The sequence below is a fragment of the Pseudomonas citrullilanati genome (assembly GCF_030580855.1).
GTDB lineage: Bacteria > Pseudomonadota > Gammaproteobacteria > Pseudomonadales > Pseudomonadaceae > Aquipseudomonas > Aquipseudomonas citrulli.
In genome coordinates, this window is sequence record NZ_JAUQOP010000004.1 from 31,952 (window position 1) to 47,407 (window position 15,456).

Sequence of the window (15,456 nt, forward strand, 5' to 3'; positions counted from 1 at the left end):
CCATGTACAAGGACATCGGTTTGTTCATCAATGGCCAGTGGCGCTACCCCGAAGGGGACCGCCCCGGCATCGACATCATCAACCCCAGCGACCACCAGCGGATCGGACGCGTGGCCTGCGCCGACCACGACGACCTGGACCACGCCCTGCAAGCCGCGCAGCAGGCGTTCACGCACTGGAAGGTCAGCAGCGCCGAAACGCGGAGCAAAGTGCTCTATGAGGCCTACCGGATCATCCTGGACGAAGCCGAATCGATCGCGGCGCTGATCACCCTGGACCAGGGCAAGCCCCTGGCCGAAGCCCTGGCGGAGGTGCGTTTCTGCGCCGAACATGCCAAATGGCACGCCGAAGAATGCAAGCGACTGTATGGACGACTGGTTCCCGCCCGCAATCCCAAGGTACGGCAATCGGTGGTCAAGCGGCCGGTGGGCGTGTGTTGTGCGTTCACGCCCTGGAACTTCCCTTTCAACCAGGCGATTCGCAAGATCTGCGCCGCCCTGGGCGCCGGTTGCACGTTGATCCTCAAGGGCCCGGAGGAAGCGCCGTCGGCCGTCGCGGCACTCGCCGATATCTTCCAGCGGGCCGGGTTGCCTGACGGTTGCCTGAACCTGGTCTGGGGCGACCCCGAACGGATTTCCAGCTACCTGATCGACTCCGACGTGATCGCCAAGGTGTCCTTCACCGGCTCCATCGCCGTGGGCAAGAAACTCGCGGCCCAGGCCGGGGCGAAGATGAAAAGGGTCAGCATGGAGCTGGGCGGCCACGCTGCGGTGATCGTCTGCCCCAGCAGCAACATCGACAAAGTGAGCAGCGTGCTGGTGGATGCGAAATTCCGTAACGCCGGGCAGATCTGCATCTCGCCTTCACGCTTCTTCGTCCACGCATCCGTGATCGATGACTTCATGACGGCGCTGGTCGAGAAAACCCGACGGGTCCAGGTGGGTGACGGCATGGCCCCCGAGACCCGGATGGGGCCCTTGTGCAACGCTCGCCAGATTCCACGCCTGCAAGCCCTCGTCGACGACAGCCTGGCCCAAGGCGCAAGCCTGGTGATGGGCGGCCGCCGGCTCGACCGGCCCGGAAACTACTTCCCGCCGACGATCCTCGCCAACGTGCCCCTGACCGCCCGGCTGATGCAGGAAGAACCCTTCGGCCCGGTCGTGCCCGTGGTTGCCTTCAGCGACCTGGACAGCGTGATCGACGTGGCCAACGGGCTGCCCTATGGCTTGGCCGCGTACGGCTTCAGCGAGGACCGCACGGAATGCGCCCAGCTCGCCGACGGCCTGGAAGCCGGCATGATCTCGATCAACCACTATGGCCTGGGCATGCCGGAGACGCCGTTCGGCGGCATCAAGGACAGTGGCTACGGCAGCGAGGGCGGCAGCGAGACCTACGACAGCTACCTGTCGACCGTCCTGATCAGCGAACTGACCCGGCCCTGACGCGTGCTGCAATGGAGGCATCACCATGAACTTTACCCTCAGACCCTTCCAGGCAAGCGACTTCGACACGCTCATGTCCTGGATCGATGGACCGCAGACCTTGTCGCTCTGGGCCGGCGCGACCTTCACCTACCCGTTGGACAAGGAACAGCTGCAGCGCTACCTGGACAAAGCCGGCGAGCGCTACCCGTGGCGCAGCCTGTACGGGGTGCTCGACCAGACTGGAAAGCTGATCGGCCATATCGAGTTCTCGGACATCTGGCCGCACTTGTCCCTGCGCTTTGCGCGAATCCTCATCGGCGACCCCGACGCGCGCGGCAAGGGTCATGGCCAGGCCATCCTGCGCCAGGCCCTGACCCTGGCCTACGACCGCTTCAACGTCGCCCGGGTCGACCTCGGCGTGAAGAAGGAAAACCTGCTGGCGATCAATTGCTATCGCAAAGCCGGCTTCAAGGACATCGGGCTCTGGCCCCAGGCGATCGATACGCCGATCGGCTGGATCGACGTCCACTGGATGACCCATACCCGCGAGGAGCAGACACCATGACGGCGATTACCCTGTACGGCCACCCGGAGTCCGGACACAGCTACAAGGTCAAGTTGATGCTGGATGTGGCCAAGGTGGCCTACACCTATCGGCAAGTGGATATTCTCGTCGAGCGAGATGCCCGGCCCGAGCCTTTCAGGACGTTGAGCCTGGCGCGTTTCGGCGAGGTGCCGCTGGTGACCATCGGCGATGCGCACTACGTGCAGTCCAACGCCATCCTGATCGAGCTCGCCGATACCCTGGGGCTGTTCGGTGGCAGCGGGCGCCGGGGCACCGTCACCTGCAAGGAATGGCTGATGTGGGAGGCCAACAAGATCGGGCTGTCGTTGCCCCATCTGCGCCTGGCCCGCAACTACTTCCCGGATGACTACCCGCCAGGCGCGGTGCAATGGCTGGCCAGTCGTTTCAAGGAAGACGTCGGCCGGCTCGACAGGGAACTGCGCGACGGTCGTCGCTACATCCTCGATGATGAACTGTCGATCGCCGACTTCTCCCTGGCGGGCTACCTGTTCTGGAGCAACCAGGCCCAGGTCGAGTTGCCCGAGACCGTCGTCGCCTGGCTGGGCCGGATCGCCCGCCTGCCAGGGTGGCAAAGCCCCTATGCGTGCCTGTCGGAGCACCCGGGGTATGAAACCTTCGGCCTGATCAAGGACGAGTTCGATCCCCGCATCGCTCCCTGAACCCAGGGAATCCAGGTCAAGTCCCCTCGGCGAGAAGCCCTCCTTCTCGCCTTTTTTTGTCTGCGTACAAGCCATTAGCTCACTGACTGATCCATCTCCTGGGCCGGCCGCTCATGCCGGGGCTGCCCGACCCCGGCGGCTGGCACGCCCACCACCGTGGTCCTGGGCGGCACCGCCTTGACCACTACGCTGTTGGCGCCCACCTTGGAGCCGGCGCCTATCTCGATATTGCCGAGGATCTTCGCGCCGGCCCCGATCATCACGCCGGTCCTGACCTTGGGGTGACGATCGCCGCTGTCCTTGCCGGTGCCCCCCAGGGTGACGCCCTGCAGGATGGACACGTGGTCCTCCACGACCGCGGTTTCGCCAATGACGATGCCGGTACCGTGGTCCAGCAGCACCCCACGGCCAATCCGGCAGGCCGGGTTGATGTCGATCCCCAGCACCACGTTGCAGCGCGCTTGCAGGTACAAGGCTTCCATCCGGCGGCCCTGTCGCAGCAACAGGTGCGCAAAACGGTAGGCCTGCAACGCCGCGTAGCCCTTGGCGAACAGAAAGACTTCGAGCTCGTTCTGAAACGCCGGGTCGCGCTGGACCACGGCCTCGAGATCGGCCGCCATGCAGTCCTCCAGGTCCCGCTGGGTGCTGAGCTCAAGGAGCATCGCGAGCATCGACCCGCGCTCCCGGGCATCGTGCGGCACCAACAGGTGCGCGATGCGCGTGGCCATGCCCGGGCCCAGGCCCGAGCACTCCAGCACCGGCTCGCCAACCAGGCAGCCAAGCCCTGGACGCTGCAGCACGACTGTCATCGCCTGTACGCGAAGGGCCTCCCACATCAACGCGGCAGCACGGGTGTTTTCTCCCGGATGGCCCTGGAACCCTTCATCGTTGACCAGAAACATTGGCATGACCTCCCAGGTCGTTGGTTGCACTCAGGGCGGCGAAACAGGTCGCCGCGAAGGACGCGAACCAGGCCGCCCCCGAATACAGGATCGCGTCGTTGAAATCGTAGTGGGCCGAATGCAAGGGCGGCTCGTCCGGATGCCTGGCCGAGCCGATGAAGGCAAAGACACTGGGTATGCGTTCGCTGTAGAACGCGAAATCCTCGGCGGCCATGGTGGGCTCGGCCAGGGCGCTGACCTGCTGCGGCGCGAACACCTGCCGGGCCGCCTCCAGGGCCAGTCCGACCATGAACGAATGGTTGATCAACGCCGGGTAGCTGCGCCGAAAATCCACAGTCGCCTGGCACCCGAAAGCCCGGCCAATGCCCTCGCTCAGCCGCTCGATCGCCCCGGCCAGGCGCTCCACGGCCAAGCTGTCGAAGGCTCGCACCGTGCCGCGGATGGCTACGCGATCGGGGATGACATTGAAGCCGTTGCCCGCCTGCAACTCGGTCACCGTCAATACCGCGCCCTCGCAGGCATTGACCTCGCTGGCCACCAGCGCCTGCAAGCCGAGGCACAGCTGGGCGGCAGCGGTGATCGGGTTCGTCGCGATATGCGGCTGTGCCGCGTGGCCGCCACGACCCTCCAGGTGGATCTCGAACTTGTTGCTCGATGCCATCAACGCACCGGGGCGGGTGGCGAAACTGTGGGCGGGCAATGAGGGCCAATTGTGCAGGCCGGCAATGGCCTGGATCGGGAAACGTTCGAGCAGCCCATCGTCGAGCATGGCCCTGGCGCCGGCATGGCCTTCCTCGGCCGGCTGGAATACCAGGCACACCGTGCCATTGAAATCCAACTGGCGGCTGATCAATTCGGCACCGCCCAGCAGCATCGCCATGTGCCCATCGTGGCCGCAGGCATGCATGCAGCCGGCGTGCCGCGACACATGCTCGAAGCGATTGTGTTCGGTGATGGGCAAGGCATCCATGTCCGCGCGCAGGGCGATGCAGGGGCCGCCGCTGCCCTTGGTGATAACGCCCACGACGCCGGTCTTGGCCAGCCCGCAGATGAACGGGATGCCCAGCGCCTCCAGGCGCTGGCAGACCAGGTCGCTGGTGCGCAGCTCCTGGTAGGCCAGCTCGGGAATGCGGTGCAGGCTCCGCCTCAGCTCGATCAGCCTGTGTTCAAGGTCCTGCTGTTGGCTTTCGGTCAGCATCATGATGTCGCCCTCCATGACCTATGATGACTGCCGTCCCCTTGATGAAAACCGATTTGCGTTAAACCCAGGCGTTAAAAAAACTAAAGCCAGGACGACATCCATGCTTCGACGCGCCTCGAAGTGAACCCGCCGCTGCAAGCATAATCTTTGCGCCCACATGGAGGAGATGGCGATGACACACACCCGTTTTTTTGGAAAAACCGTACTGACCTGCACGTTCATCCTGGCAATCATCGGATGGGGGATCGGTTTCTATGGGCCACCGATCTACATGCAAGCAGTCATCGAGCGCACGGGCTGGCCCATCGCCCTGGTGTCGACGGCGGTCACCCTGCACTTTCTCAGCGGCACGATCGTGATCGCCAACCTGCCCAGGCTTTACGCTCGCTTCGGCATTCCCGCCATCACCCTGCTGGGCAGCCTCGTCCTGGGCATCGGCGTGAATATCTGGGCCCAGGCCAACCAGCCCTGGGTGCTGTACGCAGGTGCCGTATGCTCGGGAATCGGCTGGGTGACCCTGGGCGCCGCGGCGGTCAACACCCTGATCGCGCCGTGGTACGTCAAGGACCGGCCCAAGGCCCTGGGCAAGGCCTACAACGGCGCCAGCATGGGAGGCGTGATCTTTTCGCCGCTGTGGGTCTTGCTGATCGAACGCTTCGGCTTCGCCATCGCGGCATTGGTGACCACCGTCGCGGCTGTGTCGCTCATCGCTGTCTTCGCCCTGCGGGTCTTCAACAAGAGCCCGCAAAGCCTCGGCCAGCATCCCGACAATGCCGACCAGCCGGAACCCGTGGCGACCGGCGCCAGCGCCACGCCCTGGACCGCCGTGCAGACCCTCAAGGCGGCGAATTTCCGGACCCTGGCCGCCGGCATGTCCCTGGGGCTGTTCGCCCAGATCGGCCTGATCGCGCACCTGTACTCGATCCTGGTGGAGCGCATGAGCGCTCATGAGGCCTCGTGGGCCATGGGCCTGGCCACCGCCAGTGCCATGGGCGGGCGCTACATCGCCGCGCGCCTGATGACCCAGGGCATGAACCGCAGGCTGCTGGCCTGCCTCGGCTATGCCATCCAGATGCTCGGCACCTTGATGCTCCTCGGCCTCGACCTGCACCCGAGCGTGGCCTGGGTGGCGGTGGTGCTGATCGGCTCGGGCATCGGCAACGCCACGTCCCTGCCGCCGCTGATCGCACAGACCGAGTTCAGCCGCGAACAAACCGCCAGGGTCATCGCGCTGATGGTCGCCATCAGCCAAGCCACCTACGCCTTCGCCCCGGCCTTTTTCGGCCTGGTGCGCAGCGCTTTCACCCCACCCGGCCAGGCCATCGTCGCGGTCGTGATCGCTGCCGTCGTCGTTCAGGCGCTCGCCATCCTGTCGTTCTACCAGGGGGTATCCGCCCGCCCCTTCGAGAAAACCGCGTTCTGACCCTTCCCCCGCCATTCGTCCCCCTGGCCAGGCAGCGCATTGCCTGGCCAGCGCCGCTTGGATTTAGCCCTCCTTAACCCAGCGTTGAATAAATCTGCGTTGTCAATTATTCCCCCGGCAAACACCATCGAGTGACTTCTCCACTCGCAGGGTAAGCCGATGGATTTTGAAATCTTCAGGAAAATGGATTGGTCCGCCTTGGTGCATGAATATGACCTGGACGGAAAACGGCTGTTGCCGTGGGACGGCTATCCCATGCCGTTTGCCGCCGGATGGTGCGTGGTCAGGCCGCACACCCGCAGCGAACCCCACGTGCAGATCGACCAGGAAATCTTCATCGCCCTCAAGGGCAAGGGCCGGCTGGTCATCGGCGATACGCATTACCTGTTCGAAACCGGTGATATCGCCGCCATTCCCAAGCACACCAATCACTACGTCATCAATGACAGCGACGAAGACTTTCACTTCTACGTGATCTGGTGGGACAAGTTCATCGCCAATGACTACATGAAGGCCGATATCGCTCACCTGGAGACCGGGAATGTCTAAATTCATCGTCACGATCACGCCGCCAACCCCCAACGGCGACCTGCACATCGGCCACTTGGCCGGCCCGTTCCTCAGCGCCGATATCTTCACCCGAACCCAACGGCAAAAAGGCCATGACTGCGTGCTGGTGTCCTACTCCGACGACTACCAGTCCTACATGCTGCGCCGCGGACGCGAGCAAGGGCGCGAGCCGGCGCAGATCGGCGAGGAGAACACCCGCAAGATCAATATCAGCCTGAAGATGGCGGGCATCGAAGTCGATCACTGGATGACGTCCCTGGACAACGGCTGCTTTCGCGACGCGGTGCTGGAGCTTTATCACCAGGGCGTCAACGATCGCAACATCTACCAGAAGACGGTGCTGGCGCCCTTCTGCCGGGCCTGCAACGTGTGGGGCTACGAAGCGTTCGGTCGCGGCCAGTGCAGCAGCTGCGGCCAGGACTCCGACGCCAGCCAGTGCGAGGAATGTGCTTGCGCGCCGAACTACCTGTACATGAAGAACTTCCGCTGCAAGCTCTGCGGCGGCGAGCATGAGTGGGTGGAAAAAGACCATGCCTACCTGAACATCGGCAAGAACGTGCACAAGCTGCGGACCTGGCTGGGCGAAAGTGCCGTGCGCCTCAATTCCCGGGCCTTCGTGGAACGTGAACTGGCCCCCACGCCCCAGGACTGGCAAATCACCCGCCATGGCGATGCCGGCCTGGATATCGGCCAGCCGAGCCTGGGCAAGGTGCACACCTGGTTCATGGGCATGGCCGGGTACATCGCGGCGACGCGGGAGCACTTCACGGTCAACCAGCAGGCCCCGGAACTGTTCGACCGTTTCTGGCGCAGCGACGACACGACGCTGGTGGGTTTCCTCGGGTACGACTGCCTCTACAGCCACGGTATCGCCTACCCGATCCTGTTGGCCGGCAGCCAGTACGCGAAGAAGAAACAGCGCCTCTACACCAACATGTTCCTCAAGCTCAACGGCCTGAACCTCTCCACCAGCCGCAACCACGCCATCTGGATCCGCGACCTGGTCAGCGACTACGACACCGACTCGGTCAGGCTGTACATGGCCTTGCTGGCGCCCGAAGAACAGGAGAGCGACTTCGTCGAAACGCAGTTCGTGGAATGGCACCAGACCTTCTACCAACAGAAACTCGAAAGCCTCACCGTGGCGGCGACGCAAGAGTCGCCGAAGTTCTGGCTCGATGGCATGCAACGCAACGAACACAAGCTGTTGTGCGAGGTGTACAACCGCTGGTCCGCAGTGACCAGTGCCGACAGTTTCTCCAGCCGCAACCTGGCCTCGCTGGCGGTCGAGCTCTACGAATTGGCCTTCGATCGCCTGCAGGCGGAGCAACCCCTGTACTACCTGGTGGCGCTGGCGTCGTGCATCTGCGCGCCGATCACGCCGACCTTGTCCCGGCAGATCCAGAAGCGCTGTTCGATCAACGAGCCGTTGGTCCTGGACAACCTGATAAACGCCAACTTCCTCGATTACTCCATCTAGGACGCCCGCCATGAACAGCGACTTCGAAGTGGCCGTCATCGGTGGCGGCATCATCGGGTTGACCATCGCCGCGCTGTTGTCGGAACGCGGCATCGAAACCTTGCTGGTGGAACGGACCCGCTGCGGTTATGCCGGTGCCACCGCCCACACCGGGGGGATCTGCCGCGCATTCGAACCCAACCCGGCCCTGGCACGGCTGGCGGAGATCGTCGGGCTCAGGCCCGGGGAAACCGACGTGGAGGCGATCCTGCGCCGTCACGAGACGGTCACCGGCGCGCTTTATCGCTTGCCCACCGACAGCCCGCCGCCCAACGGCAAGGTGCCGTTGCGGCGGATCTCGACCGGCGAGGCACGGGAACTCGTGGGGCGCCCTGTCGCCGACAACGGGGCGTATTACCACGAGGCCAGCGCCGCGGTCAGCGATGTGCACTCGACCATGAACGGGTTGCGCACGGCGTTGCGCCAGCACGGTTGCCTGATCGAGCGCTGCGATGTCCAGCGCCTGATGGAGCGCAACACCCACGTCGAGATCCACAGCCTCGACACCCGCTATCGGGCACGCCACGTGATCAACGCGGCCGGCGCCGGCAGCCCGACCCTCAGCCTCATCGACGGCAGCCAGGTGCGCACCATCCCCTATTTCAAGTTCCGGGGGCCGTCGACCCCCACGCTGCCCTGTATCGACTTTGTCGCCGGAACCTACGCCCTGCCCTTGTCCGACACGCTGCTGCAAAGCACCACGGCCATCCGGCCCAGCCTTGAGGAGATAGAGGGCGACCGCAGGCACTTGCGCCTGATGGTCGAAGACTGCCGACAGCGCCTGCAGGGCCTGCTGGGCGACACCGAGGAGTACTCGTTGCTGTCGACGGACCTGGCGACCGACCTGTACACCCCGGACGGCCTGCCGCGGTTGGGGCCGCAGTACCCGGGGTCGCGCATCTGGCTGGCGACCGGCCTCAATGGGGTGGGCTACAAGTACGCCTACCCGATCGCCTCGCGCCTCTACGAGCAGATCGCCCGATCACGATAGCCACCCCCGTCGCACACCTTGAATCCACGTCCAGGGAGGGACAGCCATGCCCTTTTGCATCGGTCTATCGGCCATTTTCGAGAGCGACAGGACCGTGCATGCACGCACCTTCCTGGCGGCCATCAACCATTTCATCAACAGCCACGACACCCGCGGGTTGACGTTCATTTTCGAGGATGACGACGCCAGCCCGGAAGGTGGCCGGGGCGCTGCGCGGCGATTGATTGCCCGGGGCGCCGACGTGGTGGTCGGGCATTTTTCTTCGGACGCCGCCAGCGCGGCCCTGCCCCTCTATGCATCCTCGGGCATCCCGGTGCTGCTCCCGGCAGCGACCAAGCAGGACCTGGTCAACGAAGTGACCCATGCCTTTCGCCTGTGCCCGTCGGACAACGACCTGATGACACTGCTGGCCAGGCAACTGCTCACCCATGCCTCGATCGACAGCGTGCTGCTCACCCACGATTCCACCGAGCACGGCGAGTCCCTGGCCCGCAGCCTGGCAGCCCTTCTGGAGCCCAGCCGCCTGCGTATCACCTCGTCCCTCGACCACGCCGCAGCGCTGGTCTATTGCGGGCGCCTGAACAACAGCATCCGCTACGTCAACGAGCTGCCGGAGCGGCTGCGCGACCGGCCCCTCTACCTCACCGACGACGCGCTTTCCAGCTGGTTCATCGAACAGACCGCGCCCCGGGACACCCTGGGCATCGTGGGCCTGGCCACCGCCGGGCCGGGGTTGGCCGCTGGCGAAACCTATTACCAGGAAAGCCTGGCGGCCTTGCAGATCGCCCGCGCCCTGAGCCACTGCGAGTCGCTGCTCGACGCACTGCAAACCACCACCTTCGACACTGTCATGGGCGATGTGCAATTCCGTGACGGCGAGAACCGCTTTACCCGAGCCGCCCTCTGGACAGTACGCAACCGACGTTTCATCCCATTCACTTCCGCTTGATCACAGGTGCCTCATGCAGGGAACTCCCGACTATCACGAAATGATCAACATCGGCTTCGGCCCCGCCGGCATCGCCCTGGCGTGCGCGCTCGAAGAAGCCCCCCATCGGCCACTGGAAACGGGCCAGTGCCTGTTCCTGGAAAAACATTCCGATTGCGCCTGGCACCCGGAATTCCTGCTGGACGGCACCGATATCAACCACCACCTGTTGCGTGACCTGGTGACGCCGCGCAATCCACAAAGCCGGCACTCCTTCGCCATGTACCTGAAGGAGCACGGCCGCCTTTATCAGTTCGGCCTGCTGGGGCGTCCCGCCAGTCGCAACGAATGGTCCGACTACGTCGCCTGGGTCGGCAAGGCGTTCGCCTCGCACGTGCGTTACGGCGAGGAAGTCCGGGAGATCCGCCCGGTGCTGGAAGAGGGCGAGATCAAGCTGCTGCGGGTGATGACTTCCAAGGGGCAGTACCTGACGCGCAACCTGGTGCTGTCCAGTGGCAGCACCCCGAACATTCCCCCGCAGTTCGCCCCACTGGACAGCCCCCGGGTCATCCACACCTCACGCTACCTCAGCAGCCTGGCGCATCTCGATCGCCAGGGCGCCTGGTCCTTCGCCGTCATTGGTTCCGGGCAGAGCGCGGGAGAATCCATCGTCGATCTGTTGAACCGTTTCCCCAACGCCCGGGTCACCTCGATCCACCGCAGCAGCGGCTTCAAGATCGCCCAGTTGGGGCAGTTCCCGAACCAGGCGTTCCATCCGGAGCGAGTGGCCTACTTCCACAGGTTGGGCCAGGCCGAAAAAGCCATGATCCTGGAGGAGGTTAAATCCACCAATTACTCCGGTATCGATGTCGACGAAAGCCAGGCGCTGTATTCGCTGTTCTATGAAGGCCTGGTCAGCAACAAGCCACGGCTGGCCTTGAAGATCTTCACCCAGGTCGAATCCGCCGCGCACACCGAGACCGGGGTCACCCTGCAACTGTGCGATCCCTATACCCAGGAACGCGACAGCCTGGACGCCGACTTCGTCATCCTGGGGACGGGCTACCAGCAGGACTACATCCCCTCGCTCCTCTCCCAGCTGCAACCCTGGCTGAGCCTGGGCAGCGATAACGGCGTACGGGTGGAGCAGAACTACAAGCTGACGACCAGCCCGTCGTTCCTGCCCTCGATTTTCGTCAACGGCCTGTCCGAACGCTCCCACGGCATCGGCGAGGGGCAGTCGTTTTCCCTGCTGGCCATGCGCGCCGGCATCCTGACCCACTCCCTGTTCTGAACGCCCAAAGGTGTCGACATGTATAACGCTTCCTCCGATATCGTGTTTGACAACGTATTCCTGACCATCAAGGGCCTGGGTATCCGTTGCGCCTTGAAGCTCGATTATTTCAACGCCGCCGGCTCGATCAAGATGAAGACCGCCCTCGGGCTGGTCCTGAGCCTGGAACAGCAAGGGCTGATCAACCGCAACACCACGTTGATCGAGTCGTCGTCCGGCAACCTGGGCGTCGCCTTGAGCATGATCTGCGCCGAGCGCAAGTACCGCTTCACCTGTGTCTGCGACCCGAATATCTCCCAGTCCAACCTGAAGCTGATGATGGCCCTCGGCACGCGCATCGTCCAAGTGGACACCAAGGATTCCAACGGTGGCTACCTGGGGACCCGCATCGCCTATGTCCGCCAGAAGATCGCCGCCGACCCCGATTGCCTCTGGCTCAACCAGTACTCGAACCCGGCGAACCCGCAGACCCACGCCCGCACCACCGCCAGCTCGATCTTCAATAGTTTCACCCGGGTCAACTACCTGTTCGTCGGCGCCGGCACCACGGGGACGCTGATGGGCTGCATCGACTTCTTCAAGAAGTACAGCCCCTACACCAAGATCATCGCGGTGGACAGCCTGGGCTCCGTGACCTTTGGCGGGCCGGCGGGGAAACGCCACATCCCGGGCCTGGGGTCCAGCCAGATGCCGCCCCTGTTCCGCGCCGACGACCTGCACGCCATGGAGAGCATCAAGGAGGTCGACACGATCCAGATGTGTCGCTACATGGCCAGGGAAAACGGCCTGTTGTTCGGCGGTTCCACCGGTACTGTCCTGGCCGGCGTCATGGCCTGGAAAGACCGCATCCACCCCGACGCCACCGTGGTCGCCATCTCCCCCGATGCCGGCGAGCGCTACCTGGACACCATCTACAACGACGACTGGGTCCGCGCCCGCTTCCCGGACTACGACTTCAACCGCATCCGTCCCGACATCCTTGCCAGCGAAAAGGAATACGCCCATGCCTGACGCCACCCACGACCGCGACCTGCATATCGTGAAGGGAAACACCGTTCGCGATGTCCTCACGCGGTTTCCCGCCCTTGCCCAGGACACCGTGCGGGACACCTACCTGCAGCACCATCGCGGCGCGACCGAGAACCCGGACAGCTATTTCCTGCGCTTCAAGGACCGCCCCGCGGACCGCATCATCGCCCTGCCCGCCGCCTGTGTGGACGGTGCGGACAAGGTCGCCGGGATCAAGTGGATCGCCAGCTTCCCTGGCAATACCCGGCACAATCTGCAGCGGGCGTCGGCGACGCTGATTCTCAATGACCTCGCCACGGGGTACCCCATCGCATTGCTCGAAGCGTCGATCATCAGCGCCGTGCGCACGGCCGCCTCGGCCGTCCTGGCCACCCATTGCCTGTTGGGACAACGCACCGAGATCCCGCGGTTGTCGTTCGTCGGTGCCGGGGTCATTTCACGGACCGTCCTGGACCAGTTCCGGGTCTCGCGGTGGAGCATCGGTGAGGTCCTGATCCACGACACCGACGCCGATTCCGCCCAGGCATTCAAGGCTCATGCCCTGGCCCAGGGGTTCACCTGCCGCGTGGTCGACACGCTGGAGCAGGCCCTGGAGAACGACGTGGTGGTGCTCGCCACCAATGCCGCGCAGCCCTATATCGACGAGCGATATGCCTTCAAGGCCGGGACCGTGCTGCTCAATATCTCCCTGCGCGACCTGGCCCCCAGCCAGGTCCTCGGAGCGTTCAACGTGACCGATGACATCGAGCATTGCCTCAAGGCCAACACCTCCCTGCACCTGACGGAACAACAGGTCGGCCACCGTGAGTTCATCGATTGCACCCTCGCGCAGCTGTTGCTCGGCGAGCGCAACCCCGACCCTTCCCGGCCGATGATCTTTTCCCCGTTCGGCCTGGGCGTGCTCGACGTGGCACTGGGCAAGAAAATCTTCGACATCGCACGCACGCAACGGCAAAGCGTAGCGGTGACCGATTTTTTTGAATCCACTCTCCGCTGGAGTTGAAACCATGCGCATCGCAATCATCGGCCTGGGCGCCACCGGCCTGCTGGCCCTGGCCAAGACCTTCTCCATGGCCAAGCGTCACCCCAACATGTCCGTGATCGTCCACGCCTTCGACGCCCAGGCGCCGGGCCAGGGGGTGCACCGCTGCGACCAGGCGGACTACCTGCGCCTCAACACCGTGGCCGGCCAGCTTTCGCTGTTCGAGGACGACGATTTCACCCTGTTCCCCCGGCACTCCTTCCGCCCCTCGCTCTATGAGTGGATCGCCCATTTGCATCCGGAGGCCATCAGCGGGGAACAGGATCGCTTCGCCTTCCTGCCACGCCGGTACCTGGGCCTGTACCTGCAGTGGTACTTCACCCGATTGCTTGAACACATTCCCATCAACGTGCGTTTCGAGACGTCCTGTCGCCTGATCCGCACCATTGAAGAAGAGCCGGACGGACGTTTCAAGCTGCTCGCTTCGCCCCCCGTGAACGGAGCCTACGACACGCTGCTCCTGTGCACCGGACACGGGGTGCTGCCTGCCACGCGCCGCGCCACCCCTTTCATCGCGCCCTATCCGCTCCCCGCCAGCCTGGAAGACATCGCCAGCGATTCGGCGGTGGCGATCCAGGGCGTCGGGTTGACCGCGATGGATGTGGTGGCTGCGCTGACCACGGGCCGTGGCGGCGTCTTCGAGCAAACCGCCAACGGCCTGAGCTACCGGCCCTCCGGCCAGGAACCGCGCATCAGCCTGTACAGCAACTCCGGCATGCCCTACCGCGCCAGGCCAGAAGTGGACGACGCGGTCATTCGCTACCAGCCGCTGGTCATGACCCACACGGCCATCGATCGGATCAGGGACGAGACGCCGGGGCGCCGGATCGATTTCGAGAAGGATCTGCTTCCGCTGCTTTACCAGGAAATGACCGCTGCCTATTACTGTGCCTGCGCCGGCCAGGATGAGCGCAACGCGTCTCGCTACCAGGCGTGCTACCAACAGGTCTGGGAGCAATTGCAAACCGCCCAGGCCCAGGGAACCCTGGCGGCCACGTTCGATCGCCTGGCCCAGGCATACGGGCCCTACGCCCCCTTGGAGGCGCTGGCCTGCGAGCCGCCGGCCCACCTGACGGCCGACACTTACCCGCAGTGGTTCCTCGCCCAGCTCGAGGACGATGTGCGAGCCAGTGCCTTGGGTTGCCGACGCAGCCCGCTGAAGAAGTCGCTGGAGGTCTGGCGCGACTTGCGCAATCAGTTATGCCATGCCATCGATCATCGGGGCCTGACCGCGGCGTCCCACCAGACGTTCTTCACGCGGTACTGCCCACTGATCAACCGGCTGGTGGCCGGGCCGCAAAAAGAACGACACGCGGAATTGATCGCGCTGATTCGAAGCGGGGTTGTCGTCCTGTTGCCGGGTTATGCAGCCGCCGATCATTACAACCCCGATACACGGACATTCACGATCACCCTGGAAAAACCGGAATACCGGCAGTTCATGTTCGAGCACCTGATAAAGGCCAATGTCAATGCCCAGGACACCCGGCGTGAGCTGCACACCTTGCTCGGTGCTATAACCGAGCAACCGACCCGGTATTCTCCCCTGGCTTATGGCGACTTCTCTTGCGCTCACCATCCCGAATTCGTACACGCGCATTTGCGTGAGCGAATTTATATATTCGGGCCGGTCCTGGAAGGCTCCAGTTATTACAACCATTACGTGCCCTCCAATACGCCGTCGCGAATATCGGCGGCACTTGAGAAGAGCCTGAGCAAAGCCGTCAGCCATTTCAACCACCGTTTCAGCGAAATATTCTAAAAATATTCAGTTGCCGGCATCGCCTAACTGGAGGTTTTCTGCGCGCTTGCAACAGGCCTTCCTTTGAGATTAGCGTACGGAAACTTCGCCACTCTCGATCTGGCAAACCAGGCCTTGATGCCGACA

General features: G+C 63.8%; 14 protein-coding genes. 12 read left to right on the top strand and 2 right to left on the bottom strand.

The window, feature by feature from the left end:
* The first annotated feature begins 2 nt into the window (after positions 1-2).
* From Q6A48_RS04630 to Q6A48_RS04640, 3 genes are read left to right on the top strand one after another with little or no spacing between them, the layout of a single operon-like run.
* Complete coding sequence (locus Q6A48_RS04630; RefSeq protein ID WP_304552403.1) at positions 3-1,442, top strand: NAD-dependent succinate-semialdehyde dehydrogenase; 1,440 nt, start codon at positions 3-5, stop codon at positions 1,440-1,442.
* A gap of 25 nt (positions 1,443-1,467) precedes the next feature.
* Positions 1,468-1,989, top strand: a complete 522-nt coding sequence (locus Q6A48_RS04635) for a GNAT family N-acetyltransferase (protein WP_304552404.1) — start codon at positions 1,468-1,470, stop codon at positions 1,987-1,989.
* Positions 1,986-2,669 (top strand): glutathione S-transferase family protein, encoded by a 684-nt coding sequence (locus Q6A48_RS04640; protein ID WP_304552405.1) that lies wholly within the window; start codon positions 1,986-1,988, stop codon positions 2,667-2,669. Before Q6A48_RS04635 ends, Q6A48_RS04640 begins: the two co-directional genes overlap by 4 nt.
* Before the next feature lie 74 nt (positions 2,670-2,743).
* Here the strand turns inward: Q6A48_RS04640 and cysE are convergent, their stop codons facing one another.
* Complete coding sequence (gene cysE / locus Q6A48_RS04645) at positions 2,744-3,577, bottom strand: serine O-acetyltransferase (protein WP_304552406.1); 834 nt, start codon at positions 3,575-3,577, stop codon at positions 2,744-2,746.
* A complete protein-coding gene (locus tag Q6A48_RS04650) occupies positions 3,552-4,772 on the bottom strand; it encodes an amidohydrolase (RefSeq protein WP_304552408.1) in 1,221 nt (406 codons plus the stop codon). The genes cysE and Q6A48_RS04650 overlap by 26 nt, the downstream gene beginning before the upstream one ends.
* Positions 4,773-4,944: 172 nt before the next feature.
* Between Q6A48_RS04650 and Q6A48_RS04655 the strand changes: the two genes are divergently transcribed.
* The 9 genes from Q6A48_RS04655 to Q6A48_RS04690 all read left to right on the top strand — a co-directional run bounded on the left by Q6A48_RS04655 (position 4,945) and on the right by Q6A48_RS04690 (position 15,330).
* Positions 4,945-6,195, top strand: a complete 1,251-nt coding sequence (locus tag Q6A48_RS04655; RefSeq protein ID WP_304552409.1) for an MFS transporter — start codon at positions 4,945-4,947, stop codon at positions 6,193-6,195.
* A gap of 159 nt (positions 6,196-6,354) precedes the next feature.
* Entirely contained in the window at positions 6,355-6,744 is a 390-nt protein-coding gene (locus Q6A48_RS04660) for a cupin domain-containing protein (RefSeq protein WP_304552410.1), read from the top strand.
* Positions 6,737-8,245, top strand: coding sequence for a methionine--tRNA ligase (locus tag Q6A48_RS04665; protein WP_304552411.1), 1,509 nt, complete (start codon positions 6,737-6,739; stop codon positions 8,243-8,245). The genes Q6A48_RS04660 and Q6A48_RS04665 overlap by 8 nt, the downstream gene beginning before the upstream one ends.
* A gap of 10 nt (positions 8,246-8,255) precedes the next feature.
* Positions 8,256-9,275 carry an NAD(P)/FAD-dependent oxidoreductase gene (locus Q6A48_RS04670; protein WP_304552413.1) on the top strand — a complete coding sequence of 340 codons (1,020 nt, stop codon included), beginning with the start codon at positions 8,256-8,258 and terminating at the stop codon, positions 9,273-9,275.
* 46 nt (positions 9,276-9,321) lie between these two features.
* Positions 9,322-10,224: an ABC transporter substrate-binding protein gene (locus tag Q6A48_RS04675; protein WP_304552415.1), complete on the top strand. Its 903-nt coding sequence runs from the start codon at positions 9,322-9,324 to the stop codon at positions 10,222-10,224.
* Positions 10,225-10,237: 13 nt separating this feature from the next.
* Positions 10,238-11,497, top strand: coding sequence for a SidA/IucD/PvdA family monooxygenase (locus Q6A48_RS04680; protein ID WP_304552417.1), 1,260 nt, complete (start codon positions 10,238-10,240; stop codon positions 11,495-11,497).
* Between the two features lie 18 nt (positions 11,498-11,515).
* Entirely contained in the window at positions 11,516-12,508 is a 993-nt protein-coding gene (sbnA, locus tag Q6A48_RS25965) for a 2,3-diaminopropionate biosynthesis protein SbnA (protein ID WP_369811660.1), read from the top strand.
* The gene (gene sbnB, locus Q6A48_RS25970) at positions 12,501-13,529 is read left to right on the top strand and encodes a 2,3-diaminopropionate biosynthesis protein SbnB (RefSeq protein ID WP_369811661.1); all 1,029 of its coding nucleotides are present in this window, start codon (positions 12,501-12,503) and stop codon (positions 13,527-13,529) included. Before sbnA ends, sbnB begins: the two co-directional genes overlap by 8 nt.
* Before the next feature lie 4 nt (positions 13,530-13,533).
* On the top strand, positions 13,534-15,330 hold the full coding sequence (locus tag Q6A48_RS04690; protein ID WP_304552419.1) for an FAD/NAD(P)-binding protein: 1,797 nt from the start codon (positions 13,534-13,536) through the stop codon (positions 15,328-15,330).
* The last annotated feature ends 126 nt before the right edge of the window (positions 15,331-15,456 follow it).

Bases quoted from the DNA above. Each gene is read 5' to 3' on its own strand.
- Q6A48_RS04630 (WP_304552403.1), top strand. From the start codon at position 3: ATGTACAAGGACATCGGTTTGTTCATCAATGGCCAGTGGCGCTACCCC.
- cysE (WP_304552406.1), bottom strand. From the start codon at position 3,577: ATGCCAATGTTTCTGGTCAACGATGAAGGGTTCCAGGGCCATCCGGGA.
- sbnA (WP_369811660.1), top strand. From the start codon at position 11,516: ATGTATAACGCTTCCTCCGATATCGTGTTTGACAACGTATTCCTGACC.
- Q6A48_RS04690 (WP_304552419.1), top strand. From the start codon at position 13,534: ATGCGCATCGCAATCATCGGCCTGGGCGCCACCGGCCTGCTGGCCCTG.
- Q6A48_RS04660 (WP_304552410.1), top strand. From the start codon at position 6,355: ATGGATTTTGAAATCTTCAGGAAAATGGATTGGTCCGCCTTGGTGCAT.
- Q6A48_RS04655 (WP_304552409.1), top strand. From the start codon at position 4,945: ATGACACACACCCGTTTTTTTGGAAAAACCGTACTGACCTGCACGTTC.
- Q6A48_RS04665 (WP_304552411.1), top strand. From the start codon at position 6,737: ATGTCTAAATTCATCGTCACGATCACGCCGCCAACCCCCAACGGCGAC.
- Q6A48_RS04675 (WP_304552415.1), top strand. From the start codon at position 9,322: ATGCCCTTTTGCATCGGTCTATCGGCCATTTTCGAGAGCGACAGGACC.
- Q6A48_RS04670 (WP_304552413.1), top strand. From the start codon at position 8,256: ATGAACAGCGACTTCGAAGTGGCCGTCATCGGTGGCGGCATCATCGGG.
- Q6A48_RS04680 (WP_304552417.1), top strand. From the start codon at position 10,238: ATGCAGGGAACTCCCGACTATCACGAAATGATCAACATCGGCTTCGGC.
- Q6A48_RS04640 (WP_304552405.1), top strand. From the start codon at position 1,986: ATGACGGCGATTACCCTGTACGGCCACCCGGAGTCCGGACACAGCTAC.
- Q6A48_RS04650 (WP_304552408.1), bottom strand. From the start codon at position 4,772: ATGATGCTGACCGAAAGCCAACAGCAGGACCTTGAACACAGGCTGATC.
- Q6A48_RS04635 (WP_304552404.1), top strand. From the start codon at position 1,468: ATGAACTTTACCCTCAGACCCTTCCAGGCAAGCGACTTCGACACGCTC.
- sbnB (WP_369811661.1), top strand. From the start codon at position 12,501: ATGCCTGACGCCACCCACGACCGCGACCTGCATATCGTGAAGGGAAAC.